This window comes from Vibrio sp. TRT 1302 (genome assembly GCF_050113875.1).
GTDB lineage: Bacteria > Pseudomonadota > Gammaproteobacteria > Enterobacterales > Vibrionaceae > Vibrio.
Map to the genome: position 1 here is coordinate 95,881 of NZ_JBNJOF010000010.1, position 26,905 is coordinate 122,785.

28 protein-coding genes are annotated in these 26,905 nt (G+C 44.5%); 17 read left to right on the forward strand and 11 right to left on the reverse strand.

Annotation, left to right across the window (positions count from 1 at the left end; all coding sequences use genetic code 11):
- Positions 1-118 precede the first annotated feature (118 nt).
- The 7 genes from aroQ to ACQEXP_RS13360 all read left to right on the forward strand — a co-directional run bounded on the left by aroQ (position 119) and on the right by ACQEXP_RS13360 (position 6,151).
- Entirely contained in the window at positions 119-568 is a 450-nt protein-coding gene (gene aroQ / locus ACQEXP_RS13330) for a type II 3-dehydroquinate dehydratase (protein WP_269377069.1), read from the forward strand.
- A gap of 80 nt (positions 569-648) precedes the next feature.
- The gene (accB, locus tag ACQEXP_RS13335) at positions 649-1,110 is read left to right on the forward strand and encodes an acetyl-CoA carboxylase biotin carboxyl carrier protein (RefSeq protein WP_269377068.1); all 462 of its coding nucleotides are present in this window, start codon (positions 649-651) and stop codon (positions 1,108-1,110) included.
- A gap of 15 nt (positions 1,111-1,125) precedes the next feature.
- Complete coding sequence (gene accC / locus ACQEXP_RS13340; RefSeq protein WP_426970382.1) at positions 1,126-2,469, forward strand: acetyl-CoA carboxylase biotin carboxylase subunit; 1,344 nt, start codon at positions 1,126-1,128, stop codon at positions 2,467-2,469.
- A gap of 159 nt (positions 2,470-2,628) precedes the next feature.
- Positions 2,629-3,516, forward strand: a complete 888-nt coding sequence (gene prmA / locus ACQEXP_RS13345; protein WP_269377066.1) for a 50S ribosomal protein L11 methyltransferase — start codon at positions 2,629-2,631, stop codon at positions 3,514-3,516.
- Positions 3,517-3,667: 151 nt separating this feature from the next.
- The gene (gene dusB, locus ACQEXP_RS13350) at positions 3,668-4,630 is read left to right on the forward strand and encodes a tRNA dihydrouridine synthase DusB (protein ID WP_269377065.1); all 963 of its coding nucleotides are present in this window, start codon (positions 3,668-3,670) and stop codon (positions 4,628-4,630) included.
- 72 nt (positions 4,631-4,702) lie between these two features.
- Positions 4,703-4,999 (forward strand): DNA-binding transcriptional regulator Fis, encoded by a 297-nt coding sequence (gene fis, locus ACQEXP_RS13355; RefSeq protein ID WP_000462885.1) that lies wholly within the window; start codon positions 4,703-4,705, stop codon positions 4,997-4,999.
- Between the two features lie 174 nt (positions 5,000-5,173).
- Positions 5,174-6,151 (forward strand): sensor domain-containing diguanylate cyclase, encoded by a 978-nt coding sequence (locus tag ACQEXP_RS13360; RefSeq protein WP_269377064.1) that lies wholly within the window; start codon positions 5,174-5,176, stop codon positions 6,149-6,151.
- Between the two features lie 25 nt (positions 6,152-6,176).
- Here the strand turns inward: ACQEXP_RS13360 and zntR are convergent, their stop codons facing one another.
- A complete protein-coding gene (gene zntR, locus ACQEXP_RS13365) occupies positions 6,177-6,587 on the reverse strand; it encodes a Zn(2+)-responsive transcriptional regulator (RefSeq protein ID WP_138972999.1) in 411 nt (136 codons plus the stop codon).
- A 285-nt stretch (positions 6,588-6,872) separates the two neighbouring features.
- On the opposite strand from zntR, the gene purH reads away from it, so the two are divergent.
- Together purH and purD are read left to right on the forward strand one after the other, a co-directional pair.
- Positions 6,873-8,465 (forward strand): bifunctional phosphoribosylaminoimidazolecarboxamide formyltransferase/IMP cyclohydrolase, encoded by a 1,593-nt coding sequence (purH, locus tag ACQEXP_RS13370; RefSeq protein ID WP_426970385.1) that lies wholly within the window; start codon positions 6,873-6,875, stop codon positions 8,463-8,465.
- 96 nt (positions 8,466-8,561) lie between these two features.
- Positions 8,562-9,851, forward strand: a complete 1,290-nt coding sequence (purD, locus tag ACQEXP_RS13375; protein ID WP_426970387.1) for a phosphoribosylamine--glycine ligase — start codon at positions 8,562-8,564, stop codon at positions 9,849-9,851.
- A 136-nt stretch (positions 9,852-9,987) separates the two neighbouring features.
- Here purD and ACQEXP_RS13380 read toward each other — a convergent pair whose 3' ends face one another.
- The gene (locus tag ACQEXP_RS13380) at positions 9,988-10,683 is read right to left on the reverse strand and encodes a DUF1481 domain-containing protein (protein ID WP_269377060.1); all 696 of its coding nucleotides are present in this window, start codon (positions 10,681-10,683) and stop codon (positions 9,988-9,990) included.
- Between the two features lie 88 nt (positions 10,684-10,771).
- A complete protein-coding gene (hupA, locus tag ACQEXP_RS13385; protein WP_269377059.1) occupies positions 10,772-11,044 on the reverse strand; it encodes a nucleoid-associated protein HU-alpha in 273 nt (90 codons plus the stop codon).
- A gap of 330 nt (positions 11,045-11,374) precedes the next feature.
- On the opposite strand from hupA, the gene ACQEXP_RS13390 reads away from it, so the two are divergent.
- Complete coding sequence (locus tag ACQEXP_RS13390; RefSeq protein WP_269377058.1) at positions 11,375-12,475, forward strand: CNNM domain-containing protein; 1,101 nt, start codon at positions 11,375-11,377, stop codon at positions 12,473-12,475.
- 97 nt (positions 12,476-12,572) lie between these two features.
- Here the strand turns inward: ACQEXP_RS13390 and ACQEXP_RS13395 are convergent, their stop codons facing one another.
- The gene (locus ACQEXP_RS13395) at positions 12,573-13,160 is read right to left on the reverse strand and encodes a YjaG family protein (RefSeq protein ID WP_269377057.1); all 588 of its coding nucleotides are present in this window, start codon (positions 13,158-13,160) and stop codon (positions 12,573-12,575) included.
- A gap of 85 nt (positions 13,161-13,245) precedes the next feature.
- Between ACQEXP_RS13395 and ACQEXP_RS13400 the strand changes: the two genes are divergently transcribed.
- Entirely contained in the window at positions 13,246-14,172 is a 927-nt protein-coding gene (locus ACQEXP_RS13400; RefSeq protein ID WP_426970390.1) for a D-2-hydroxyacid dehydrogenase, read from the forward strand.
- A 15-nt stretch (positions 14,173-14,187) separates the two neighbouring features.
- Positions 14,188-14,763, forward strand: coding sequence for a uracil-DNA glycosylase family protein (locus ACQEXP_RS13405; protein ID WP_426970392.1), 576 nt, complete (start codon positions 14,188-14,190; stop codon positions 14,761-14,763).
- Positions 14,764-14,825: 62 nt separating this feature from the next.
- On the opposite strand, the gene groL is transcribed toward ACQEXP_RS13405, so the two are convergent.
- The 5 genes from groL to ACQEXP_RS13430 all read right to left on the reverse strand — a co-directional run bounded on the left by groL (position 14,826) and on the right by ACQEXP_RS13430 (position 18,717).
- Positions 14,826-16,472, reverse strand: a complete 1,647-nt coding sequence (gene groL, locus ACQEXP_RS13410) for a chaperonin GroEL (RefSeq protein ID WP_269377054.1) — start codon at positions 16,470-16,472, stop codon at positions 14,826-14,828.
- A 75-nt stretch (positions 16,473-16,547) separates the two neighbouring features.
- A complete protein-coding gene (locus ACQEXP_RS13415) occupies positions 16,548-16,838 on the reverse strand; it encodes a co-chaperone GroES (RefSeq protein WP_004410737.1) in 291 nt (96 codons plus the stop codon).
- Between the two features lie 286 nt (positions 16,839-17,124).
- A complete protein-coding gene (locus ACQEXP_RS13420; protein WP_426970394.1) occupies positions 17,125-17,460 on the reverse strand; it encodes a DUF3135 domain-containing protein in 336 nt (111 codons plus the stop codon).
- 154 nt (positions 17,461-17,614) lie between these two features.
- Positions 17,615-18,226 (reverse strand): helix-turn-helix transcriptional regulator, encoded by a 612-nt coding sequence (locus ACQEXP_RS13425; protein ID WP_269377052.1) that lies wholly within the window; start codon positions 18,224-18,226, stop codon positions 17,615-17,617.
- Between the two features lie 65 nt (positions 18,227-18,291).
- Positions 18,292-18,717 carry a GNAT family N-acetyltransferase gene (locus ACQEXP_RS13430; RefSeq protein ID WP_426970396.1) on the reverse strand — a complete coding sequence of 142 codons (426 nt, stop codon included), beginning with the start codon at positions 18,715-18,717 and terminating at the stop codon, positions 18,292-18,294.
- 59 nt (positions 18,718-18,776) lie between these two features.
- Here ACQEXP_RS13430 and murB point away from each other — a divergent pair, with 59 nt between their 5' ends.
- From murB to pssA, 3 genes are all read left to right on the forward strand, one after another.
- Entirely contained in the window at positions 18,777-19,823 is a 1,047-nt protein-coding gene (gene murB / locus ACQEXP_RS13435; protein WP_426970398.1) for a UDP-N-acetylmuramate dehydrogenase, read from the forward strand.
- Complete coding sequence (birA, locus tag ACQEXP_RS13440) at positions 19,820-20,782, forward strand: bifunctional biotin--[acetyl-CoA-carboxylase] ligase/biotin operon repressor BirA (protein WP_426970400.1); 963 nt, start codon at positions 19,820-19,822, stop codon at positions 20,780-20,782. The genes murB and birA overlap by 4 nt, the downstream gene beginning before the upstream one ends.
- A gap of 127 nt (positions 20,783-20,909) precedes the next feature.
- On the forward strand, positions 20,910-22,250 hold the full coding sequence (gene pssA / locus ACQEXP_RS13445; RefSeq protein ID WP_426970402.1) for a CDP-diacylglycerol--serine O-phosphatidyltransferase: 1,341 nt from the start codon (positions 20,910-20,912) through the stop codon (positions 22,248-22,250).
- A gap of 25 nt (positions 22,251-22,275) precedes the next feature.
- On the opposite strand, the gene ACQEXP_RS13450 is transcribed toward pssA, so the two are convergent.
- The gene (locus tag ACQEXP_RS13450) at positions 22,276-22,821 is read right to left on the reverse strand and encodes a sugar transferase (protein WP_426970404.1); all 546 of its coding nucleotides are present in this window, start codon (positions 22,819-22,821) and stop codon (positions 22,276-22,278) included.
- A 41-nt stretch (positions 22,822-22,862) separates the two neighbouring features.
- Positions 22,863-23,804, reverse strand: a complete 942-nt coding sequence (locus ACQEXP_RS13455) for a UDP-glucose 4-epimerase family protein (protein WP_426970406.1) — start codon at positions 23,802-23,804, stop codon at positions 22,863-22,865.
- Positions 23,805-23,940: 136 nt separating this feature from the next.
- Here ACQEXP_RS13455 and ACQEXP_RS13460 point away from each other — a divergent pair, with 136 nt between their 5' ends.
- Both ACQEXP_RS13460 and ACQEXP_RS13465 read left to right on the forward strand, forming a co-directional pair.
- A complete protein-coding gene (locus ACQEXP_RS13460; RefSeq protein WP_426970408.1) occupies positions 23,941-25,815 on the forward strand; it encodes a polysaccharide biosynthesis protein in 1,875 nt (624 codons plus the stop codon).
- A complete protein-coding gene (locus tag ACQEXP_RS13465) occupies positions 25,816-26,598 on the forward strand; it encodes a glycosyltransferase family 2 protein (RefSeq protein ID WP_426970410.1) in 783 nt (260 codons plus the stop codon). It abuts the gene before it with no gap.
- Positions 26,599-26,905 lie beyond the last annotated feature (307 nt).

A 26,905-nucleotide genomic window follows, 5' to 3' on the forward strand; every position in this document is an offset into this window, starting at 1 on the left:
CTATAATCTGGGTCTATTTCAAAGATCCAGTGTTGTTTTTAACAAAATAAGCATGCTGAATCAGCGATAATATGGGAATATTCCAGTTCATATCATGAAGTAGGAAGATGGCAGCATAATGACAGCAAAATCACGCATTCTTGTCTTAAATGGTCCAAATCTAAACCTGTTAGGTCTACGCGAGCCCGCTCATTACGGTTCTCAAAGCCTACCACAGATTGTCGATACGTTAACCAAACAAGCTCACGAAGCCGGCGTTGAACTTCAACACCTCCAGTCAAACCGTGAATATGAGCTAATTGAAGCCATTCATGCTGCATACAACAACGTCGACTTTATTATCATCAACCCAGCCGCTTTCACTCACACTAGTGTGGCGCTGCGTGATGCACTACTCGGCGTGGCTATCCCATTTATCGAAGTGCATTTATCAAATGTACATGCACGTGAGCCATTCCGTCACCACTCTTATCTTTCTGATAAGGCAGAAGGTGTCATTTGCGGCTTAGGTGCACAAGGTTACGAATTCGCTCTGTCTGCTGCTATTAATAAATTGCAGGCAAAGTAACTCAGTTACTATCAAAGTAAATAAACACTCTGCAGCTCAATATGAGCTGTCTTATTCACAAGATAAAAGAGAAAGAAAAGATGGATATCCGTAAAATCAAGAAGCTTATCGAGTTAGTAGAAGAGTCTGGCATTGCTGAGCTAGAAATCTCTGAAGGTGAAGAGTCGGTACGCATCAGCCGTAACGGCACTGCAATGCCTGCGCCTGTTCACTATGCAGCAGCTCCTGCTCCTGTAGCGGCAGTCGCACCTGCAGCGGCGGCTCCTGCGCCAGCAGCAACTGAAGCAGCAGCACCTGCGGTACCAGCGGGTCACCAAGTTCTTTCTCCAATGGTAGGTACGTTCTACCGTTCTCCAAGTCCAGATGCGAAGTCATTTGTAGAAGTTGGTCAAACTGTAAAAGCTGGCGACACTCTTTGTATCGTTGAAGCGATGAAGATGATGAACCAAATCGAAGCTGACAAGTCTGGTGTTGTTACCGCTATCCTAGTTGAAGACGGCCAACCAGTTGAATTCGACCAACCACTTGTTGTTATCGAATAATAGAGGCTCTCTCTTATGCTAGATAAATTAGTCATCGCGAACCGAGGAGAAATTGCTCTTCGAATCCTTCGTGCATGTAAAGAACTAGGTATTAAAACGGTTGCGGTACACTCAACCGCTGACCGCGACCTAAAGCACGTACTGCTTGCAGATGAATCGATTTGTATCGGTCCTGCTCGCGGTATCGACAGCTACCTAAACATCCCTCGCATCATCTCTGCGGCTGAAGTCACTGGCGCGGTGGCTATCCACCCAGGTTACGGCTTCTTGTCAGAAAATGCGGATTTTGCTGAGCAAGTTGAGCGTAGCGGCTTTATCTTCGTTGGCCCTAAGGCTGATACCATTCGTATCATGGGTGATAAAGTTTCTGCAATCACTGCAATGAAGAAAGCTGGTGTACCTTGTGTACCAGGTTCTGACGGTCCACTAGACGACGATCAAACCAAAAACAAAGCGCACGCTAAACGAATTGGTTACCCAGTGATCATCAAAGCTTCTGGTGGCGGCGGTGGTCGTGGTATGCGTGTTGTACGCTCAGAAGGTGAGTTGGTTGAAGCTATCGCTATGACTCGCGCAGAAGCAAAAGCAGCTTTTAACAATGACATGGTTTACATGGAGAAATTCCTAGAGAACCCTCGTCACGTTGAAGTTCAGGTTATTGCTGATGGTCAAGGCGGTGCGATCCACCTAGGTGAACGTGACTGTTCGATGCAGCGTCGTCACCAGAAGGTTGTTGAAGAAGCACCAGCACCAGGTATCACTGAAGAGATGCGTAAATACATCGGTGAACGTTGTACACGTGCATGTATAGAAATCGGTTACCGCGGCGCGGGTACGTTTGAGTTCCTATACGAAAACGGCGAATTCTACTTCATCGAAATGAACACTCGTATTCAGGTAGAGCACCCAGTAACAGAAATGGTTACTGGCGTTGACCTAATCAAAGAGCAGCTTCGTGTTGCTGCTGGCCAGCCTCTGTCGTTCACTCAGGATGATATCAAGATCCGTGGCCACGCGATTGAGTGCCGTATCAACGCAGAAGACCCAGTACGTTTCCTACCTTCACCAGGTAAGATCGAACGCTTCCATGCACCTGGCGGCATGGGTGTTCGTTGGGAATCACATATCTACACTGGCTACACAGTACCACCTCATTACGATTCAATGATCGGTAAACTGATCACATTCGGTGAGAACCGCGACGTAGCCATCGCTCGCATGAAGAACGCGTTAGGCGAGATGATCGTTGAAGGCATCAAAACTAACATCACGCTTCAAGAAAGCATTATGAATGATGAAAACTTCCAACATGGTGGTGCCAACATTCATTACCTAGAGAAGAAACTAGGTCTGCAATAATCTCGAGTAGCTAGTGACGAGTTCCTCTAGGAACTAAGATCTAAAAACGAGAAACTCTTCCAAAATGCTCACTTCGGTGAGCATTTTTTGTTTACGTCTATAATCTCAGCAGATATCTGCTAAACTCTGCGCAAATTTTACTTTTAAGAGCACATACCCATGCCTTGGATTCAAATTAAACTCAACGCGACCAATGAAAACGCCGAACAAATCGGTGACATGCTAATGGAAGAGACTGGAGCCCTGTCTGTCACGTTTCTAGACGCTCACGATACGCCTGTATTTGAGCCTCTTCCGGGTGAAACGCGCCTTTGGGGTGATACTGATATCCTCGCACTGTATGACGCAGAAGCAGACAGCAACTTTATTATTGAGCAAATAAAGCTAAGCAATTTACTTGCTGAAGGCTTTGCCTACAAAGTAGAACAGCTCGAAGATAAAGACTGGGAACGCGAATGGATGGATAACTTCCACCCGATGAAGTTTGGCGAGCGCTTATGGATCTGTCCAAGCTGGCGTGATATCCCAGAGCCGGACGCAGTCAATGTACTGCTCGATCCTGGCCTAGCATTTGGTACTGGTACTCACCCAACGACGGCTCTTTGCCTTGAGTGGCTTGAAGGGCTAGATTTAAGCGGTAAAACGGTCATCGATTTCGGTTGTGGCTCTGGCATCCTTGCGATCGCTGCGATCAAGCTTGGTGCAGAAAAAGTTATCGGGATCGACATTGATCCTCAAGCTCTACAAGCATCAAAAGATAACGCGCAGCGAAATGGTGTTGCCGAGCAACTAGAAGTCTTCCTGCCTCAAGATCAGCCTGAAGGTCTGATCGCGGATGTCGTTGTTGCGAATATTCTGGCCGCTCCTCTACGTGAACTGTCGCCAATTATTAAGTCATTAGTGAAACCAAATGGTCATCTTGCGATGTCTGGTGTGCTTGATACGCAAGCCGAAGATGTTGCGAACTATTACCGTGATGAGCTTCACATTGATCCTATCAAAGAGCAAAGTGAATGGTGTCGCATCTCTGGTCGAAAGCAAGGCTAGATAAGACTTTGCAAGCTAATTGACTGATTTTTGGGCGTTTTACTAAAACAAATTGTAAATGCTCAAATATTAGTCTTTTCACGGCGCCAAAAAATGCGTAAAATGCGCGCCCTTGCTATGGGTCTGTTGACCACTAAACTGTGAAGACGTTTTGAAAATCGGAAACTACCAACTTAAGAACAATCTCATCGTTGCCCCAATGGCTGGCGTAACAGATAGACCATTCCGTGAGTTGTGTCTCCGCTATGGTGCGGGAATGGCCGTCAGTGAAATGATGTCCTCAAATCCTAAACTTTGGAAAACGTCTAAGTCCAAGCAACGCATGGTACACGAAGGCGAATCGGGCATTCGCTCTGTACAAATTGCCGGAGCCGACCCACAGCTTATGGCCGACGCTGCTCAGTTTAGTGTTGAGAACGGTGCACAGATCATCGATATCAACATGGGCTGCCCAGCAAAAAAAGTGAATAAAAAGCTCGCTGGCTCTGCATTACTCCAGTACCCAGATATCATCGAAGATATTCTGAAAGCTGTTGTTAATTCAGTAGATGTCCCTGTGACATTGAAAACCCGCACGGGCTGGGACACAGACAACAAAAACTGTGTCCAAATCGCTAAATTAGCCGAAGACTGCGGCATACAAGCTTTAGCCCTTCACGGGCGCACCAAAGCATGCATGTACAAAGGTGAGGCCGAATATGACAGCATTAAAGCGGTAAAACAGGCGATCTCTATTCCGGTTATTGCTAACGGTGATATCGATAGCCCAGAGAAAGCTAAGTATGTACTGGAGTACACCGGTGCAGACGCTTTAATGATTGGACGCCCTGCCCAAGGTCGTCCGTGGATTTTTCAGGAAATCCAACACTTTTTGGAAAACGGCACCACGATGCCTGATCTCCCGATTTCGGAAGTGAAAGACATCCTGCTTGGTCATGTGAATGCTCTACATAGTTTCTATGGTGAGTATTTAGGTCCACGTATCGCGCGTAAGCACGTTGGCTGGTATCTAAAAGAGCATGAACAGGCAAGTGAGTTTCGCCGTACCTTCAATGCTATCGATGTAGCAGAGCTACAGCTTGAAGCATTAGAAGAGTATTTTGATAAAGCCTAAATAATTGAAGCTAAGGCTTCAGTTATAACGGGTTAACGTTGCATCATAATTAAGAGAAGAGCTAGACCGAATATGTTCGAACAAAATCTGACTTCAGAAGCATTAACAGTAACTACAGTAACGTCACAAGACCAGATCACTCAGAAGCCTTTACGTGACTCTGTTAAAGCGTCTCTTAAAAACTACTTGGCTCAATTAAACGGTCAAGAAGTAACAGAACTATACGAATTAGTTCTAGCTGAAGTTGAACAGCCACTACTAGATACCATCATGCAGTACACTCGCGGTAACCAAACTCGCGCAGCAACTATGATGGGTATCAACCGCGGTACTCTTCGCAAGAAACTGAAGAAATACGGCATGAACTAATCGTTCATTACCTTTCTTGATTTAAAAGCCGGGCTCACATTGTGAGCCCGGCTTTTTCATTGGTCGTAACAATATGAACTGATTAAACATTCGTCATTCTGTGATCTAATACGATTGCTTAGTGTAACACTCCGGATATAATGCAAAATTACGTTTTTGTTCGGACTAAGCTACATGGCTGATATGCAAAGGGAAGAATGGCTAAGCCTGATGCTACGAGAGCTACCAGATCGACTGCTGATCCTTGATGAGCATGGTCGTATCTTGGAGAGTTTTGGTGGTGCGGTTCAAACTCCCCCTTACAGCACGGATAATCTAGACCTAACATTCAGCGAGATGGTACCTCCACACATTGCTGAAAACGTGAAACAGAGCTTAACGCAAACGTTTAAATCCAACCAAACGACTCACCTTCGCTACTCGGTTACTCCATGTCAGTTGCTTATGTCTTCTATTGAAGAGTTGGATACATGGAGTGGTGTCGAAGAACGATGGTTCGAAGCCTCGCTCAAGCCTATCACTCTGACAAACGGCTCCAAATACATTATGTGGCAAGAACGAGAAATCACTCTCGCTCGTCAACAAGAACTGGAGTTAAAGAAACTCGCTGAAACCGATGAACTCACAGGAATCTTAAATCGCCGTGCTTTTATGCTGCATTTAGAGCGAGAGTTCCATTACCCTTCAGACCAAGGCCTCTCTTGTTTAATGATTGATATTGACCACTTCAAAGAAATCAATGATCAAGTTGGTCACCTTTCTGGCGATGAAGTGATTACTCAGGTAGCACACATCTGCCGTGAGATGATTCGCGGTAGCGATTATATTGGTCGTCTAGGTGGCGAGGAATTTGGGGTGGTTTTAGCCCACACGAATGCGATTCAAGCTTATGATATCGCCGAGCGAATTCGCGAATCCATAGAATCGACACCTTGCCATGTTGATGGTCATATTATCTTGCCTACCGTGAGTATTGGGATTGCTGAACTCAACGCTCAAGTCTCATCCGTTCGCGAATTGATGGTTCAAGCAGACAAGGCGATGTATTACTCAAAACAGACGGGTCGCAATCAGGTTACTCTCTACTACGACAACCTGCCTCAAATTAAAAGCACAACTGAGCTAAAAGCGAATATCCGTCGCGCGTCTTAACACCACCTTGTATCGCCGTGTGGGATCACTTTTCTTCACTGGCTAGCGCACCGAGAATCGAACAATGACTGGCATCATCGTCAACATGACCACAACAGGCGTCATTGATTTTTTTCAACGCACTGCGTATCCGTTGTAACTCACCAATTTTTTCATCAATCAAATTCAGCTTTGCACTCGTAATCGCTTTCACTTCGGCACAACTATGTTCTGTTGCTTCTAGCTTTATCTCTAACAATTCACGAATCTCATCAAGACTCAAACCCAGATCTTTCGCCTTTAGGATAAAGCTGACCTGATTCTGGTTTTGTTGATTGTATAAGCGGTAGCCGGACTCACTTCGCCCAGCAGGCTTAATCAGTTGGTTTTTCTCATAAAATCGAAGAGTATCTGCGGTGACATTACACCGTTTTGCCAGTTCACCAATCTGAAACATAACTTTTCCTATTAACTGTTTCATTACTTTTTAAGTCAAAAGACGAGCTTTTTGCAATTAATTTTGCGATGCCAAACGATTGCGCGAGCTTTTTTGTAATAAATTAGTTAGAATGTGCGCCATCAAACTCAGAGACTAGTCTATCACCAGCCAATGCTGGAAAGGTCTTTACCAAAACTGGCCAATATTTTACTGCTATTTACCTAGTAAAGCGTAAGAACAAGTTCATTTTTGGCAAATATCTTTATTTATATATTAACTCTGTGACTTTGAGGAAATGGAAGCATGACTAACGCTCGTCCTATTCGCCGCGCTCTAATCAGCGTATCAGACAAAACTGGTATTGTTGAGTTTGCCCAAGCTCTTGCTAACCGTGGCGTTGATATTCTATCCACTGGTGGTACAGCTCGCCTACTAGCAGAGAAAGGGATCTCTGTTACAGAAGTATCAGACTACACTGGTTTCCCAGAAATGATGGACGGTCGTGTTAAGACTCTACACCCTAAAGTTCACGGTGGTGTGCTTGGCCGTCGTGGTCAAGATGATGATGTGATGGAAAAGCACGGCATCAACCCTATCGACATCGTAGTCGTTAACCTCTACCCGTTCGCAGAAACCGTTGCTAAAGAAGGTTGTACCTTAGCTGACGCCGTTGAAAACATCGACATCGGTGGCCCAACTATGGTTCGTTCTGCTGCTAAAAACCACAAAGACGTGACGATCGTGGTTAATGCTCACGATTACGAGCGTGTTATCGCAGAAATGGATGCTAACGATAACTCTCTAACCTTAGAAACTCGCTTCGATCTAGCGATTGCCGCATTCGAGCACACGGCTGCTTACGACGGCATGATCGCTAACTACTTCGGCACTATGGTTCCATCTTACGGTGAGAACAAGGAAGGTGATGAAGAGAGCAAATTCCCTCGCACTTTCAACCAGCAGTTCATCAAGAAGCAAGATATGCGCTACGGTGAGAACAGCCACCAGGATGCTGCTTTCTATGTAGAAGCGAACCCAGAAGAAGCGTCCGTTTCGACTGCACGCCAAATCCAAGGCAAGGCTCTTTCTTACAACAATATCGCCGATACTGATGCTGCACTAGAGTGTGTTAAAGAGTTCGACGAGCCAGCTTGTGTCATCGTTAAGCACGCTAACCCATGTGGTGTCGCACTAGGTAGCAACATCCTCGAAGCTTACGACCGTGCATACAAAACTGACCCAACGTCTGCATTCGGCGGCATTATCGCATTCAACAAAGAGCTCGATGCTGAAACAGCAACAGCCATCGTTGAGCATCAGTTCGTTGAAGTGATTATCGCACCGTCTGTATCTGCTGAAGCGATTGAAGTGGTTGCAGCGAAGAAAAACGTTCGTCTACTTGAGTGTGGTGAATGGTCAACCAAGACAACTGGTTTTGATGTTAAACGTGTTAACGGTGGCCTTCTGGTTCAAGACCGCGATCAAGGTATGGTAAGCCTAGATGACCTTAAAGTCGTGTCTAAGCGCCAACCGACAGATGAAGAACTAAAAGACGCTCTATTCTGCTGGAAAGTTGCGAAGTACGTAAAATCAAACGCGATTGTTTATTCAAAAGGCGACATGACTATCGGTGTTGGCGCAGGTCAAATGAGCCGCGTTTACTCTGCTAAGATCGCTGGTATTAAAGCGGCTGACGAAGGTCTGCAAGTAGAAGGTTGTGTCATGGCTTCTGATGCATTCTTCCCATTCCGTGATGGTATCGATGCAGCAGCAGAAGCGGGCATTAAGTGCGTGATTCAACCAGGCGGTTCTATGCGCGATGACGAAGTTATCGCAGCCGCAGACGAGCACGGTATGGCGATGATCTTCACTGGTATGCGTCATTTCCGCCACTAGAAAGATACGAGAACGCTTCGCACAGAGTAGAGAGCTGCGAGTAAGAAGCTCTCTACTCGATACTCGAAGCTAAGCAATTTGATTGAAGGAATTAAAATGAAGGTATTGATTATAGGTTCTGGCGGCCGTGAACATGCTCTTGGCTGGAAAGCGGCGCAAAACCCAAATGTAGAAACTGTTTTTATTGCACCAGGCAACGCTGGTACAGCACTTGAGCCTAAGCTTGAGAACGTCAACATCGGTGTTGAGAGCATTTCTGAACTGGTCGCTTTTGCGAAAGAAAAACAGATTGAGCTGACTATTGTCGGCCCTGAAGCGCCATTAGTCATCGGTGTGGTTGACGCTTTCCGTGAAGCGGGTCTGCCTATCTTTGGTCCTACGCAAGCCGCTGCTCAGCTTGAAGGTTCTAAAGCTTTCACCAAAGACTTCTTAGCACGCCACAATATTCCAACGGCTGCTTACGCAAACTTCACTGAAATTGAACCAGCACTTGCTTATGTCCGCGAGCAAGGCGCGCCTATCGTCGTGAAAGCTGACGGCCTAGCCGCTGGTAAAGGCGTTATTGTTGCAATGACGCTAGAAGAAGCAGAAGAAGCAATTAAAGACATGTTGGCGGGTAACGCTTTTGGTGAAGCTGGTAGCCGTGTTGTCATTGAAGAGTTTCTCGACGGTGAAGAAGCTAGCTTTATCGTTATGGTCGATGGCAAAAGCGTACTGCCTATGGCCACCAGCCAAGACCATAAGCGTGTCGGTGACAAAGACACAGGCCCGAACACCGGTGGTATGGGTGCATACTCTCCTGCGCCAGTGGTCACTCCTGAAATTCATGAGCGAATCTTGGAAGAGGTTATCTACCCAACCGTTCGTGGGATGGATGCAGAAGGTGCACCGTACACAGGTTTCCTTTACGCGGGTCTAATGATCGACAAAGAAGGCACACCAAAAGTTATCGAATACAACTGTCGATTCGGTGATCCAGAAACGCAACCAATCATGATGCGTATGGAGTCCGATCTTGTTGAGCTTTGCTTGATGGCAATCGACGAAAAGCTAGATGAAGCAGAATCTAAGTGGGATCCTCGCGCTTCTATCGGTGTGGTACTGGCAGCCGGTGGCTACCCAGGTGATTATGCGAAAGGTGACGTAATTTCTCTCCCAGAGAATGAGCAGGAAGGAGAGAAAATCTTCCATGCAGGCACAACCAACAATGCTGATGGAGATGTGGTCACTAACGGTGGACGTGTTCTATGTGCGACGGCGCTTGGAAATAGTGTCTCAGAGGCTCAGGAACGCGCGTACGCACTTGCTAAACAAGTTAGCTGGAACGGAATGTTCCATCGTAATGACATCGGCTACAGAGCGATTGAACGCGAGCAAGGGAAATAGTTTCTAGCTTCTAGCTTCGAGCTTCGAGCTTCGAGCTTCGAGCTTCGAGCTTCTAAAACATAAAAGGCTTGGTCATCAATACCAAGCCTTTTGTTTATTCTGGCAATCACCAGCGGCTAGTGCCGCTGACTAAGAGTTACTCTTCAATTAAACTCGGCCGTTCTATGCAGTCATGACTATCATCTGCAAGCATCAGCAATTCACTAACAACGATTCGATTGCCACGAGTAGTGCCAAGGAATGCCGCGTAGCTGTCAATCGTGGATAGGCGGTTGACGACAAAACTCGGCAAAGTTTCGTTAAACTCAACTTCTGAATAACTCTTTCCTGAGCAAGTATCAAACGTCGAGCCATCCCAATAGCCTTGAATAAGAGCTAAACCGTCTCGACTCTGCCCTTTAGTGACATTGGAAATGTTCAGCGCTTCTTGTTTCAACCAAGCTAATTTCTCAGATTTGAGTGGCAGTACACGTCCATCAAGTCGATATTGTTGATAAACCGCCTCACCATCTTTATTAAAACGGACATGGATGCGATATGGCACTAGCGCTTTGTTGTCTTTTAATTGCTCTCCCTCACGAATCAACTCTCGTAACTTTCCCTCATCCCAACGATAGTCAGTTTTGTACCAACCATAATCGCCAGCACTGACATGATCAGCGGCGGTGTATGGAAAGCTGAGTCTCTCGGTGTACCAATACAAACTCGTGGCATCACCGATTGTCTGGCCGCCAGTATAATCAGAATATTGGTCAAGGTTTGGCGTCGGTACGCTAGAAGAGCAACCGATAAGCAAAGAAGCGATTAGTGAAGGGGCTAGTAATTTTTTCATCTTCATAAAACAAATATACGCCAAGATAGGGACTACCTTGACGTATTATATACAATCTAGAGCGATTGACTCTGAAATCGGTACTTAATTATTTCACTGAATCTTTCAGTGCTTTACCTGCTACGAATGCTGGAACGTTTGCAGCAGCGATCTGGATCTCAGCACCTGTTTTAGGGTTGCGGCCAGTACGTGCAGCACGGTGGTTAACTTTGAATGTACCAAAACCAATTAGTTGAACTTGGTCACCCTCTTTCAGTGCACCAGTCACACCTTCAAGAGTTGCTTCAAGAGCAGCTTTAGCTTGTGCTTTAGATAGATCTGCTTTCTCTGCGATAAAGTCGATTAATTGGGTCTTGTTCATTAGGTTTCCCTTCTCATATGTTATCGAATTCCATTCACTCTAAATCATAAATGCCCTATCTGGCAAAGGTTTGTAAGCGATCTTTAGCTCTCATGACGTACTTTTAACCATAATCTGAGCATTAACTCACAATTTGTTACTGTGACAGAGAAAGTTAATACTTGTTTTTAACCATCTTTAGCCTTATTTATAGGCATGCAATAGCCCGTAAAGCCTGATATTTCGGGACTTAAAGCGAATAGAAAGTGCTCACATCGATAATGCGCAGGCATGAAAAATTACCCTTTTCATGCAAAATTTGATGGGTGTATAAAACCACATAGGACATTTATGTTTCTGCTAACAATATACGTCTCTGTTGCGATTGGCGTATCGTTTATCTGCTCCGTTTTAGAAGCGGTTCTTCTGAGTATCTCACCAAGTTATATCGCCCAATTGCGTCAGCAAGGTCACCCTGCTGCCAACTCATTGGCTAAGTTAAAAACAGATATCGACCGACCACTAGCGTCGATCCTGACACTCAATACGATTGCGCACACCATCGGCGCAGCAACCGCAGGTGCTCAAGCAGCGGTCGTCTTTGGTAATCAATGGCTAGGTGTTTTCTCTGGTGTTCTTACGCTCGGCATACTTGTTTTTTCTGAGATCGTCCCGAAAACCATTGGTGCGACGTACTGGCGTCAATTGGCACCGGCCGCAGCAACGACACTGCGCTGGATGGTATGGTCGCTCACACCGTTTGTGTGGTTCTCAGAGCAGATAACCAAACGCCTATCTCGAGGACATCAAGCACCAAAAATGCGTGACGAGTTGTCAGCGATGGCTATTCTTGCGCGAGAGAGCGGTGAGTTTGCGGAAGGCGAGTCAAAGATGCTCAACAACCTTCTGGGTATTCAAGATGTACCAGTCACACAGGTCATGACCCCTCGCCCAGTGGTTTTTCGCGTTGATGCAGAAATGACAATCAATGAGTTTCTTGATCGTCATAAAGATTCACCGTTTTCTCGTCCTCTGGTCTACAGCCAGTCTACGGACAATATTATTGGTTTTGTTCACCGCCTCGAGCTGTTCAAGCTGCAACACGCTGGTAGTGGAGAAAAACAACTCGGTGCGGTAATGCGCCCAGTACATGTTTTGCTCAACACCATTAAGCTACCAAAAGCCTTTGAGCAAATGATGGCAAAACGCCTACAACTGGCCATGGTGGTCGATGAATACGGTACGATTCAAGGTATCTTAACCCTTGAAGACGTTTTCGAGCACTTAGTTGGTGAAGAGATTGTTGACGAAGCTGACCGTGCAACGGATATGCAGGAGCTGGCCTTTGAACGCTGGGAGAAGTGGAAGGTGACCCACGGCGTTATCGAAAGCCGTGATGATGACGAAGATGAAGCACTAGCAGAATCAAAAGCAAAAAAAGAAGATAGTTAGCGAGTTGCGAGTTGCGAAAAATAAAGAGGGTTGACGTTTTTATGTCACCCCTCTTTTTCTATTTCCTAGTAGCTAGCAGATCGAGACTCGGAGCTTTCTAGAGTTGAATGCCAATATTACTGACACCTTCATCACGCAGTTCAAAGCGTAAGTCTTTAATCAACTCAATATCACGCTCTTCCGCTTCACGAAGTGGACGGAAGATTGCCCATTGCACGTCCCATTCACCGCAAACCGCTTCATTCTCTTTTTGGTTTTCGTTAGTAATCTCTTCACCCGTTTGCGCTTCTTCTAGTTGAGCAACCGTCATTACAGATTGTTGGCTAACCTTATGCATGTTTTCATACAGGTAGTCTCTATCTAGCAAGCCGTGAAGAAGATCGGACAGAGCCACACACGCGTCAATGGCTGGATAAACACCATAGAAGTCGAAATCCTCTGAACTAGGAATAATTTCTTCTAACTTTTCTAGCTGGCGCTCAAAGTTCACTTTGGCGGTTTTAACGGTTAATTGTTCCCAAATACTATCCAAAATATCACGATAAATTCGCGCTTCGGCAAACTTGGTGCTTTCACAAAACATTGCGAAGTTTGGATACATACGTTCACACAAGCTCACCATAAAGGTAATCTGTTTCCATGGTTCTAACTTCTCAAGGCGAAGCTGAAGAGGATTCTGTAGCATAGAGACTCTTTTGGTCTGTTGACCTAGTTGCTGAATTAGACAGCGGAAAGTGTACTTGATAACCAACAGGGAAAAAAGCAAGGCGATGAACAATTTCACTCATAAAGTTTACCTTCTCACTGAAGATGACACTTATTACCTCAAGTTGCTTGAATCAGCGCAGCTAGATGACTTAGAGGTTACTCAAAAACGCCACGAAGCAACGATCCTACTTGCCTCTCCACCAATGGCGGCAAAATGCCTTGATGAGTTCCCCAAACTGGAGTGGATCCAATCTATCTATGCTGGTGTTGATGCGTTGCTTCCACATTTGAACGGATATACAGGCCCATTAACCAATGTAAAAGGAATATTTGGTCAGCAGATCTCTGAGTATGTACTTGGTTATAGCATCGCTTATCAGCGCCATTTTTATCACTATCATACCGAGCAACAGGGCTCTAACTGGAAACCAATGCCATACCAATCTCTGAGTGGCAAAAAAATGGTTGTTCTCGGCACGGGTTCCATCGGTTCTCATCTTGCAGAGGTTGCCAAAAGTTTTGCTATTGTCCCTATAGGAGTGAATCGCAGCGGTATACCGACAAAACACTCCCCTTTTGCTGCAACCTACCATATTCAAGAACTGGCCACTGCCCTGCAAGAAGCCGATATTGTCGTTAATACACTACCAAATACGCCTGAAACTCGGCATATCCTAAACCAAGATAGCTTATCGCACTGCCAAGGTGCTCTGCTATTTAATGTCGGCCGAGGCACTGCAGTAGAAGAAAATGGGCTGTTAAGTGCATTGGACAATGGACATATCCGCCACGCGTTTCTCGACGTGTTTGCGCAAGAACCACTGCCTGAAAGCCACCTTTTCTGGAAGCATGAAAATATCACGGTCACGCCACATATCGCAGCTTTAAGCTTTCCGGAACAAGTGGTCGATATCTTTGTAGAGAATTATCAAAGCTGGCGTGATGGCTTTAGCCTAAATAACCTTGTCGATATCGATAAAGGTTACTAGTTCGAGTCAAAACACATGTTAGAAGAACTATTGCAACAAGTCAGAGCCTGCCAGCTGTGTGAACCCACGCTACCGCTCGGTGCTAACCCTATTATTCAGGCTTCAAAATCGGCGAAGTTGTTGATCATTGGTCAAGCACCGGGAACACGCGTGCATGAAACGTCGATACCGTGGAATGATCCTAGTGGAAATAGGCTCAGAGAGTGGTTGGAACTGGATAAAGAGACATTCTACGATGCGAGTAAAGTCGCCATTATGCCTATGGGGTTATGCTATCCGGGTAAAGGGAAAAGTGGTGATTTACCACCAAGGAAGGAATGTGCCCCGCAGTGGCATAAATCTATTTTGGACCAGCTGCCTAATGTGGGTATGACGTTACTGATCGGTCAGTACGCGCAGAACTACTATCTCAGCGACAAGCCTAAGACACTGACAGAGACCGTACAGCAATGGCAGCGCTGGGCACCAAAGTATCTGCCTTTACCTCACCCTTCACCACGCAACACATTATGGTTAAAGAAAAATCCTTGGTTTGAAGCCGAGGTGGTGCCGTTTATTCGGGAGTATGTACATCAGCACCTGAATAACTAGCGGACAAAAAAAACGGAGACCGCAGTCTCCGTTTATGTAGTAGCTAAGCAGCTCGGGGATGATTACATCATACCGCCCATGCCACCCATACCACCCATGCCGCCCATATCAGGCATAGATGAAGCATCTTTCTGTGGTAGGTCTGTAACCATTGCTTCAGTTGTGATCATTAGACCTGCAACAGATGCAGCAAATTGTAGTGCGCTACGAGTTACCTTAGTTGGATCTAGGATACCCATTTCGATCATGTCACCGTATTCGCCAGTTGCAGCGTTGTAACCGTAGTTACCTTCACCTGCACGAACGTTGTTCGCAACAACAGACTCTTCATCACCAGCGTTCTTAGTGATTTGACGGATTGGCGCTTCCATTGCACGTAGAGCTACGCGGATACCCACGTTTTGTTCTTCGTTATCACCTTCAAGGTTCGCAACTTTTGATGCTGCGCGAATAAGAGCAACACCGCCACCAGCAACAACACCCTCTTCAACCGCTGCGCGAGTTGCGTGAAGTGCATCTTCAACGCGGTCTTTCTTCTCTTTCATTTCAACTTCAGTTGCTGCACCGACTTTGATTACTGCAACACCGCCAGCTAGCTTAGCTACGCGCTCTTGTAGTTTCTCTTTGTCGTAATCCGAAGTTGCTTCTTCGATTTGCTGACGGATTTGAGCAACACGACCTTGGATCATCGCTTCTTCACCCGCACCATCGATGATCGTTGAGTTTTCTTTAGTGATGCTTACACGCTTAGCTTGACCTAGGTCTTCAAGCGTTACTTTCTCAAGCTCTAGACCGATCTCTTCAGAAATCACTGTACCGCCTGTTAGGATAGCGATGTCTTGTAGCATTGCTTTACGACGGTCACCAAAACCTGGCGCTTTAACAGCCGCTACTTTTACGATGCCACGCATGTTGTTCACAACAAGTGTTGCTAGTGCTTCGCCTTCAACATCTTCAGCGATGATAAGTAGAGGACGAGATGCTTTCGCTACCGCTTCTAGCGTTGGAAGAAGTTCACGAATGTTCGATACTTTCTTGTCTACTAGAAGGATAAATGGGCTTTCTAGATCTACGCTACCCGCTTCTTGGTTGTTGATGAAGTAAGGAGATAGGTAACCACGATCGAACTGCATGCCTTCTACCACATCAAGTTCGTCTTGCAGTGCTTGGCCTTCTTCAACAGTGATAACACCGTCACGACCTACTTTTTCCATCGCTTCAGCAATGATGTTACCTACTGTTGCGTCAGAGTTCGCAGAGATAGTCCCTACCTGAGCAATTGCTTTTGTATCTTTACACTCAACAGACAGTGCTTTTAGCTCTTCTACAGCGGCAACAACTGCTTTGTCGATACCACGCTTAAGATCCATTGGGTTCATACCCGCCGCAACCGCTTTTAGGCCTTCGTTTACGATAGCTTGCGCAAGAACAGTTGCTGTTGTTGTACCGTCACCCGCTGCGTCGTTAGCTTGAGACGCTACTTCTTTAACCATTTGCGCGCCCATGTTTTGGAACTTGTCTTCAAGCTCGATTTCACGCGCAACAGATACACCATCTTTAGTGATTGTTGGTGCACCGAAAGATTTGTCTAGTACAACGTTACGGCCTTTAGGGCCAAGAGTTACTTTTACTGCATCAGCTAGAATGTTCACACCCTCTAGCATCTTAATACGTGCGTCATTACCAAATTTAACGTCTTTAGCAGCCATCTTTAGTTTCCTTGTCTAAATTCTGTTTAATGATTTCAAATTGAACTTGAGCAAAAAATTACTCAATGATTGCTATTACTCAACGATTGCCATGATGTCGTTTTCTGACATCACTAGCACTTCTTTACCGTCGATTTTTTCAGTTTTAGTACCGTAACCTTCAGCGAAGATAACAGTGTCGCCAACTTTAACGTCCAACGGTAGTACTGTACCGTTTTCTAGGATGCGGCCTTTACCCACAGCTAGTACAACGCCGCGAGTAGATTTCTCTGCAGCAGAACCAGTCAGAACGATACCACCCGCTGACTTAGATTCAACTTCTTGGCGTTCTACGATAACTCGGTCGTGTAATGGACGAATATTCATCGGTCGTCTCTCCTGAATTTCCATGGTTGATTTGATAAATGGCTTTCACAGCCTAGTGGTATCTATATGAGGGATAGATTGGGTAAACCCAAGGGGGAATAAGAATATTTTTGAGAGTTTGAACACAAAACGAGTGGCGAGAAATTTTATGGGGGCGATAACTCTTGTCAACTAATTCAAAGCAACACAGGCATTTTGAAACTAGAAGCTCGCAACTCGATACTTATTTCTGAATCAGTGAGACAGTCATAATACGTTATGACATTGCCTTAGAGCTGGACACTAATCACCGCCAATCATCCAAAGGAATGACCTGCGCAGAGGGTTGGTTATCGAAGTCCCTTACATCGCCATCGAGAACATCTTGGAACTTAACCATTTGCGAGACAAGTTCGCGCATCAGCACAACATTGGCGTGGTTGGGGTTTTTGCAACTACCCACCACTCGGTCAATATGGCTTTGCTGAGCCCACAAGCGCTGCTGCATCTCTTTCGAGGCTGACAGAATCATCTCCTCACACATATCATGCTTGAATTGGGTAAAAGCTTCGGGATTGCTTTGTGCTAGCGCCATCAACTCATCAAAAGACGGCAAGGTTTGATTAATTAGTGTTGAACTCATAGTCACTCCCTTACACACAAAGCCTGTGGTGAACGAACTGATATAAGAATAGGTCAATGTAGGGGAAATCGCGTACTACGAGAACTATCAATCTCAAAATTAAGACACAGCAATATGCATCAATACACAATAATCAATGAACCGCTGAAGTGCTTTAGACAATCGAATAAACGCAGCGTCGTTGTCCTTCAACAATATGTTCAAATCGTTCGACTGAAACTTCTTCACCTAGTAAACGTTGAAAAACGTTAAGTTCAGATTGGCATAAGCTTGGGCAACGCGTTGCCGCTTTGCAGATAGGACAATGATTTTCGATCAATAGGTAACCTTGCTGAGTATGTTCTAGCTCAGCCATGTAACCTTCTTGCCTTCTTAGTTCAACTAGCTTGTTTAACTTTGAGGATACGTCAGAACAATTGGCCAATTCAGTTTGATAGTGAGCGAATGTTTTCGCTTCTCTTTCATCGGCAACTTTCTGCAATCCTTCGAGCCCAAATAGTGTTTCAACGGCTTCAATAACTTGTATTGTCAGTTCACTATGCCGATCGGCAAACTGCGCGTGACCTTTTGGTGTTAAAGACCAATGACGCGTAGGTCGGCCTACTTTAACTTTGAGATCTTCGAAAGATAAAAAACCATCGTTTTGCAGACTTTGCAGGTGCTGACGAGCACCCATCGTTGTCATATTGAGTTGCTCAGCAAGCTGCTTAGCCGTCACAGCTCCATCTTTTTTAATTGCCTGCAGTATTAAATCGACACTTTTCATGCTTGCTCCCTCAACCACAAAAATATTATGGAGCAACCAATTAATAAAGCAAATGCTTTACAGGGCTAACTGGGCACATACTGCATTGGGATGAGTTTTTTGGTGCGACTGTACCGCTCGAATAAGCTTTTCAATGAATTAGGGAGTTGTTCCGAAGCAACAGTTTGAAAGCCGTGTTGAGCATAAAACGCCTCTAGATGTTGATAGGCAAAGCAATAATCAGATTCTTTCAGGATTTGCTCGACGCAATAGGACATTAACTTGTGTCCCCATCCCTTGCCTCTATGCTCCGGGACAACAAGCATACCTGTTAATAGCCTATGTTGCTCTAGATGCCTAAATCTCACCACGGCCGCGATTTGGCTTTCACAGTATCCAGCCACGACCAACTCATCTTTTTTTGCTTTCCCTGATGGATAATAAGCCTTATATAAGCGAGCCACGAGCGGCAACTTGATTGGGTCTAATAGTTCGATATGCAATGGGCTCATTATCACCAAGCTTTAATTTGAGGTAGAATGCTGGCAGTTTAGATTATTCGATAAATCCAATGCAAATTACAGCTAACGCAGACCTGCAACCTTTCCATACGTTCTCTATTTCTCAACAGTGTGATTATCTTGTTGAGGTCGCTTCTATTGATGACATAAAAGAGGTTTATCAAAGTCAGGAGTGGCAAACGCTTCCTAAATTAATGCTTGGTAAGGGCAGCAATATGCTGTTTACCCAACATTTTCATGGGGTCGTGCTGATCAATAAACTCACGGGAAAGAAGGTGACTGAATCAGCGGCGCATTGGCATCTGCATATTTCTGGGGGAGAAGACTGGCCTTCGTTGGTAAAGTGGTCAGTAGAACAAGGATATGCCGGACTAGAAAATTTAGCTCTAATACCAGGCTGTGCGGGCAGTGCGCCTATCCAAAACATCGGAGCCTATGGGGTTGAACTGAAAGATGTATGTGAGTATGTCGACATCCTTTGTCTTGACTCTTTTGAAATTCAGCGCCTTAGCAGCGAAGAGTGTCAATTTGGCTACCGTGATTCTATCTTCAAACACCAACTGCACGGCAAAGCCGTCATTGTTGCTGTAGGCTTAAAACTCGCCAAACACTGGCAGCCTCAAATCGAATATGGACCACTAAAGACGCTGGAACAGAGTCATCCTACGGCGCAAGATATTTTTCAACGTGTCTGTCAGGTCCGAATGGAAAAACTGCCAGATCCGAGCGTGACGGGCAATGCTGGTAGCTTTTTCAAGAACCCCGTCATCTCGCAAGCGCATTTCGATGAACTTAAACGACAGTTCCCAGATATCGTTGCCTACCCTGCTGAAAGTGGAATGAAAGTCGCCGCTGGATGGTTGATCGACCAATGCCATCTTAAGGGCACCAAGCTTGGCGGTGCGCAAGTACACCCTATGCAAGCTCTGGTGTTAGTAAATAAAGATAACGCAACAGCCTCTGATGTTATTCAGTTGGCAGCTAAAGTTCGCTCTGAAGTATTTAATCGTTATCAAATTGAGCTTGAACACGAAGTGCGATTTATGGGGGCTAGACAAGAAACCAACCTGCAAGCGATTTTGGAGAAAGCACAATGAAAGAGCATTCGGTCAAGTTATCGATTCTAAAAACACTCTCTCAAGGTGGCTTTCACTCTGGCGAAGAGCTAGGTGAGCAACTTGGCGTTTCTCGCGCTGCGATTAGTAAGCACATTAAAGGTATTCAAGATTGGGGCGTCGATATTTTTCGAGTGCAAGGCAAGGGGTATCAACTCGCCAAACCGATGCAACTGCTCGATCAGGATATTTTGTCTCAAGCTTTGGCAACACCAGTTGAACTGATCCCAATCATTGATTCAACTAACCAGTATCTTCTCGACCGCACTGACAGCCTAGAATCAGGATCTGTGTGCTTAGCGGAATATCAGGCTAAAGGTAGAGGCCGCCGTGGGCGTGAATGGATTTCTCCATTTGGCTCAAATCTTTACCTCTCTATGTATTGGCGATTAGATGCAGGTATGGCCGCTGCCATGGGCCTAAGTCTAGTAGTTGGTGTCGCTATCGTTGAAGCCCTTGAAGAGATGGGGTTGAATGGCGTGAAGCTGAAATGGCCAAATGACCTCTATTACCAAGACCGCAAACTAGCGGGTATTTTGGTCGAGATGTCTGGTCAAGCCGGTGCAGCTGCAAACTTAGTTATTGGTATGGGTATGAACCTGATGATGTCTGAATCCACTGAGGGGATCACTCAGCCATGGGCAAGCTTAAGCGAAGTAGGCAATAGCAACGAAATCGACAGAAACCAACTTGCTATCACTATGATTAAGACGCTTCATACCGCCCTTAATGACTACGAGCTTAAGGGCATGGCCGGGTTTGTAGAAAGGTGGAATCGCCTCGATAACTTTATCAACCGTCCGATTAAGCTCATCATGGGGCCAAGAGAGATAACGGGCATTGCACGTGGCATCAATGAGCAAGGCGCAGTCTTACTGGAAACAGAGCAAGGCATCGAAAGCTATATCGGTGGAGAGATTAGTTTGCGAGCAAACAAATAATTGTAAAAACGAGCACAAATACCACCTTTTACAATTAAGAATCTCGAACTAGGATCTGTTAGCTAGGAACTCTTTCGACATTTTGCTAATATCCCTGTCCACTTTTAGTAAAGGCAACACATCCAACATGATGACTAATAGGAATTTATTCGAACAACTTCCTACTTTGGCGCAAGATCCAGCACGGTTTGAAACCTTATACTCTGCCAAAGATTTTCGAACTCGCTTAATCGAGGCGATTCGTCAGGCAAGTAAACGAATTTGCCTTGTTGCCCTTTATTTAGAAGACGATGAAGCTGGTCGTGAAATCTTAACGGAGCTTTATCAAGCTAAGCAACGTAACCCTGGTTTAGATATCAGCGTGTGCGTTGACTGGCATCGCGCCCAACGTGGTTTGATTGGCGCAGAGCCTGGCGAAACTAATGCTGCTATGTACAAAAGCTTTGCAGAGCAGTATCAGCACAAGATCCCTGTTTACGGCATCCCTGTCCGTGGCCGTGAAGTCTTTGGCGTGTTACACCTCAAAGGATTTATTATTGATGATCAGGTTATCTACAGTGGTGCCAGCTTAAATAACATTTATCTCAATTATAAAGAGCGCTACCGCTTCGACCGATACCATATTCTAGAGAACAAAGCGTTAGCTGATTGCATGATCAGTTTTGTTCACAATGAAATCGTTGCTCACCCTGCAGTTAACGATCTTGCCTGCCCAAGCAAGCCTGAGACTAAAGAGATAAAAACTCAGATTCGACAGCTTCGCGCAGCACTTGCAAAATCGTCTTATCAGTTTAACTCTCAACCAGTTTCCCAAGATCAAGTTGCGGTCACACCGATTGTTGGCGTAGGCAAAAAACGCAATAAGCTCAATCAGGGTATTAACCAGCTGCTTGCTCAAGCAAAAGATGAGATTTTTATCTGTACGCCTTATTTCAACTTCCCTCGTAGTGTTGCGAAAGAAGTAAGAAAGGCACTAAGACGCGGCGTGAAAGTGACGATTGTTGTCGGTGATAAGACGGCTAACGACTTTTACATCTCACCAGAAGAAGAGTTTAAAACCATTGGTGGTTTGCCTTACCTTTATGAACGCAACCTGCGACAGTTCGCAAAAGCGAATGAAGCAAATATTGCTAGCCGTAAGCTATCTATCCACCTATGGAAGCACGATGAGAACAGCTTCCACCTCAAAGGCATTTGGGTTGATAAGCGCTATATGCTGATTACAGGTAACAACCTCAACCCACGAGCTTGGAAACTGGACTTAGAGAATGCAATTTTTATTCAGGATAACTTCCACCACCTAACTCCTCAGTTTGAAAAAGAGGTGGATAATATTCTTCAACACACTCAGTTGATCTGTACTTACCGACAACTTGAAAAGTTTGAAGATTACCCAGATGCAGTGCAAAAGCTAATGCGCAAGATTACCCGGGTGAAAGCAGATCGGGTGTTGAAGCAGATTTTGTAAAAAAGCCCCGCATTGCGGGGCTTTTTTATACTCTATCTCCAGAACCTTTCCCAGAAACTGTTTGAATAATATAAGTAAAATACGCTCTTATACTCATAGAACGAATCATACGTTCATCCCACTCAGCCAATAGCTCTGGCGTAGACATATCTATTTCATTGACTTGGGCCAAACCAGTTATTCCTGGTCTTACATCAAATACGCCTTTTCCTTGCCTTGCATCAATAAGTTCTTGTTGATTAAACAGGCAAGGTCGAGGGCCGACAAGACTCATCTCCCCCTTTAAAACATTAATAAGCTGAGGTAGTTCATCTAGCTTAGTTTTACGAAGAAAACCGCCTAGTTTAGTTACAGAGCTAGCACCTACTAGGTGTGTGGCCACAGATTTAGTCTCGACAGGCATAGTGCGAAACTTTATCAGTGTAAAAGGCTGCTGGTTCTTCCCTACGCGAGTTTGACGAAACACTGGGGAACCAGTGTCAAAATAGCCCAAAACACAAATAACAACAAAAACAGGCCATAGAAACATGAGACCTAAAAAGGCGAATAAGAAATCTAAGATGCGAATCAAAACTCTCTCCGTTAAAAGATTTAATTTAATACCGTAAACGGCTACTTAGATGCTAGATAAGCATCAACTGTTTTTTGTATACCTTCTTCAAATGAGATAGGAGCGGACCAATTCAATAACTTTTGCGTCTTGGATATATCAACTTGAAGGCTACCACACAGTCTTTGAGAGAGTTGTGGCTTGCCAATCAGCTTGGCAAAAAAATCGATAATTGACATGGGAATAGGTATTAAGCGCGCTCTTTTGTTCATCGATAGCGCGACAGCTTTGAGTAACTGAGTGGTCGATACATCTTTGCCATCAGAGATTAGGAATGTCTTGCCAGCTGCTTCAGGGTGCTTACAGCAAGTCAAAATAAGATCAACCAAGTTATCAACATAAACAAGGCTACGACTGTTATGGATCGCTCCTAACGGGAGTGGAATTCCTTTCTCTACCCAGCGCATCATAGACAAGAAGTTAGCTTTGACAGCTGGCCCATAGACTAAAGGCGGACGAATTATCACAACTTCAAGACCAGTGTCTTTGGCTAACTCTCTAAGTTGAACTTCAGCTTCGTACTTACTAACCCCATAAGGATCATCAGGTACATGCACTAAATCAGGTTGAAACGGATGACCTGATGGCGAGAACTCTCCATTCACCTTAATTGAGCTAATGAAAACAAATCGTTTAACACCTGCTTGTACGGCTTGCCTTGCAAGGTTTAACGTGCCTAGAGTATTCACCTCTCTATAAGCTTCCAGTACGTCTGTTGCTGACTCGTTCATCTGATGAACACGAGCCGCGCAGTGAACCACGCAATGTATCCCTTCAAATGCACCAGACCAATCAGTTTGAGAATTAATTTCTGCGACAATAACAGCACTATCACCTAAAATCGGTTTTCTAACTACACAACGTGCCTCTAGCCCCTGCATTTTGGCAATTTCATAAACGCGACTTCCGAGAAAACCTGAGCCACCTGTGAGGAGTAATTTCATTATGCTACCGATTTTTTGACCTTGTTTCGCACATTTTGTAAGAATCTTGAAGCTCTTCCCTAGCCTTTAAGGTTAAAGCTTTCTAAAATACAGGCTACATAATAACAAAGATACATTTCAACGGCAGCAATCATTAATGTTCACTCCGATACAACTTCTCCTCAATGCGAGTCGACGCAATAAGCGCTTAATCAGTATTACTTACGATATTTTGGCGGTTATCTGCTCATTATACTTATCAATCGCATTTCGTTTAGGGAGTGCTACTTTTAGCGTAGGGTTTGATGAGCTAGCCAGCTTGATAGCAACTGTTATTGTCACTATCTATAGTTTCATCAAACTTGGAATGTACCGAGCTGTACTTAGATATATGATGCTACCAGCTGTTGGGCATATTTTCTTAGGTGTGTTTTTCTCGACGCTCACACTTGCACTCAGTAGTTTCTTCTTTCAATCATTTATCCCTCGCAGTGTACCGTTTATTTATGCGGGCTTAGCTATTTTAAGTTTAGGCGGTCCTCGAATCTTGATTCGCAGCGTTTATTACTACCACTATAAGCGCCAGAAACCCAACGTATTTATTTATGGTGCTGGTGCCACAGGACGAGATCTAGCATATGCGCTAATTCAGGGTGATCAGTACCATCCAGTCGCGATTTTGGATGATGACGCTTCAAAATCCGGACAAATAATGTTTGGTATACGCGTATTTCATCCAGATGAATTTGAACAATTACAGTCACTTTATCAGCCAGTAAAGCTGCTGCTAGCGATTAATAATATAAACAAAGGTCGGCGTCTACGTTTAGTAGAAAAGCTCTCGAATTGGCCAATTGAAGTCCAATCAGTACCTTCTGTTGAAGATATTGCAGCAGGAAGAGGCAATGCTACAGATGTTAAAGATCTAGACGTAGCAGACTTACTTGGCCGAGCTCCAGTAGATCCAGACAAAGAGTTGTTGGCCCAAAACATTACAGGGAAAAGTGTAATGGTAACAGGTGCGGGTGGGTCTATTGGTTCTGAGCTTTGCCGCCAGATATTGACCCAAAAGCCCAAGAAACTGGTTCTATTCGAACTGAATGAATACAACTTATATAAAATCGATCAAGAGTTAAATGCGATTAAAACTAACCTCAACCTCAATACTGAGCTTGTTTCAGCCTTGGGATCAGTGCAGAAGGAAAATCGCTTAACCAAATTAATGCAAGCGCATAATGTAAATACGGTTTACCACGCAGCAGCTTACAAGCATGTTCCACTCGTTGAAGATAATATTATCGAAGGGATTCGCAATAACGTATTTGGCACACTTGCCTGCGCCAATGCTGCGATTACCACAGGTGTTAAAAACTTCACTCTAATCTCTACCGACAAAGCGGTTCGCCCAACCAATATTATGGGTGCCAGTAAACGCATGGCTGAGCTTGTTCTTCAAGCTCTCGCAGACAAACAAACTGACACCACGTTTACTATGGTCCGATTTGGCAATGTATTGGGCTCATCAGGCTCAGTTGTGCCACTATTCAAGAATCAAATTCGGAGCGGTGGACCTGTAACCGTAACTCACCCAGACATTATTCGTTACTTTATGCTTATACCGGAAGCAGCTCAGCTAGTCATTCAGGCGGGTGCATTGGGGCATAATGGACAAGTATTCGTCTTGGATATGGGAGAGCCAGTGAAAATTCTCGACCTAGCGAAACGCATGATCCACTTAATGGGCTTAAAAGAGCATAGTGAAGGCAATGTAGAAGAAGGTGACATTGAGATTAAGTTTACCGGACTAAGGCCAGGTGAAAAACTCTACGAAGAGCTGTTGATTGGAGACAATGTTGAGGGGACCGGCCATCAAAAAATCATGACGGCAAGTGAAGAAAAACTGTCGTGGGATGAGATGGAAAAATTACTGAGTGAGCTTGATAGCTGCTGCCACAATTTCGATGCAGAATGTATTATTAGAATACTTTTAGACTCCCCGACAGGATTTGCACCGAATAAAGGAGTTTGCTAAATGGCTCTATTCATTTCTGTGATTAATCATAACCATGATGATATGATCTGTGATAACCCTACTCTAAGAAACCTCGCGAAAGAACATACTGTAATTATCAAGTCAAATACGTTAGCTTCGCAAAAGTTGACAGATTACTGCTCATCTTCTTTGATACACCTTATTCAAGGACAAAAAACCAAAGGGTTTGGTGCCAATAATAATGAGGTGTTTCATTATGCTGAACATAAGCTGGGTATGGCAGAGAACGACCATTTTTTAGTGCTTAACCCAGATGTAGAGGTTGCTAACACTACTATCAACAAACTCCTTGTTCAATCCTCCGCTGACAAGTGTGCAATTTCAACAATAAACTTATTTCGAAACCGAGAAATGACTAAGTATGACAACTCAATCAGACATTTTCCATCATTGCTTAATCCAATAAAATCCCTACTAAAAATTAAAAACACCAATCACTACGACAAAGACAAAATATGCCGCCCAACCCAAGTTGACTGGGCAGCTGGTTCCTTTTTACTTTTTAAAAGTGGTGTTTATAAAAACCTCGGTGGGTTTAATGAAGAATACTTTATGTATTTTGAAGATGTAGATATTTGTAAACGGGCTTCTGAACAGTTACACCAAAAATTAACCTATTTCCCTCAATATAAGGCCATTCATTTCGCGCAGCATTCAAATAGAAATATCCTTTCCAAGACATTCTTATTTTATATGAAAAGCTATTTTTTATACTTCCGAATATCGAGACTTCCCTCCATCAAGAAATTACTGTGGAAGTAGGTTTACTCTTTAAAATTACTTTCCTCATTGGGACTTCAAAATATCTCCAAGAAATAACAGAAAAAATACACAGAAAACCTTACATTCACATCGCCTCCTAAATAGTCGAAGATAAATTTATCCGAAAGCAGATAAAGAGGCATTTGGAGTATATAAAGAGAGTAACTTGCTTGTCGCGCAGTTGGCATTAGTGATTCTGTTTATCGATACCAGCCTCAAGCGAATAACGATGTAAACCTCCCCTAATTAGTTGCGCCCATAATTAGAGGTTTCGGCTTGTTCATTCTTCATTAAATATTCCCATGGT